Genomic DNA, 574 nt, shown 5'->3' with positions numbered 1-574 from the left:
TCCTATAACTATAGGCGGCCGTATGCATAAGTGCTCATACTTTCAGCTGTTGATTTCTGATTTATTATCTAATCTACAGTCTTGCTTGTGTCAATATGTCAAAGATCTCTTTCCTCTATTTCAAGGACAAGTGGAGAATAACGGATTCGAACCGTTGACCCCCTGCTTGCAAAGCAGGTGCTCTAGCCAGCTGAGCTAATCCCCCGGTCGGGAATTGAAGTCTCTTGCATCGTAGTCCCAGGCAGACTTGAACTGCCGACCTCCACATTATCAGTGTGGCGCTCTAACCGACTGAGCTATAGGACTCCGTTCAAGATGCTTTGGAACAGTACAGTGTCCTCAGCTTCCTTCGATTCTCTATTCGAGAAAACAGATTCGTTAGTACAAGAAGCCGAAGGAGTGTCTGAACAAACCAATGCTTCATCCCATTCTTTTTGAAACTACCCTAATTATCTAAGATCCGTCTCCAGAAAGGAGGTGTTCCAGCCGCACCTTCCGGTACGGCTACCTTGTTACGACTTAGCCCCAATCACCGGTTTCACCCTAGGCCGACCCTTGCGGTCACGGACTTCAG

At 47.4% G+C, this 574-nt stretch carries 2 tRNA genes and 1 rRNA gene; all 3 read right to left on the bottom strand.

From position 1 onward, the window contains the following. Positions 1 to 131: 131 nt before the first annotated feature. A tRNA-Ala gene (locus CIK90_RS01065) sits at positions 132 to 205 on the bottom strand. Between the two features lie 27 nt (positions 206 to 232). Further along, positions 233 to 306, bottom strand: a tRNA-Ile gene (locus CIK90_RS01060). Positions 307 to 470: 164 nt separating this feature from the next. Next, a 16S ribosomal RNA gene (locus tag CIK90_RS01055) occupies positions 471 to 574 on the bottom strand; the annotation flags it as partial.

The sequence above is a fragment of the Prevotella sp. P5-126 genome (assembly GCF_002251185.1).
In the GTDB taxonomy this organism is placed as follows: Bacteria; Bacteroidota; Bacteroidia; order Bacteroidales; family Bacteroidaceae; genus Prevotella.
The sequence above is the reverse complement of the archived record's forward strand: the minus strand, read 5'-3'. Positions and strand labels throughout refer to the sequence as shown.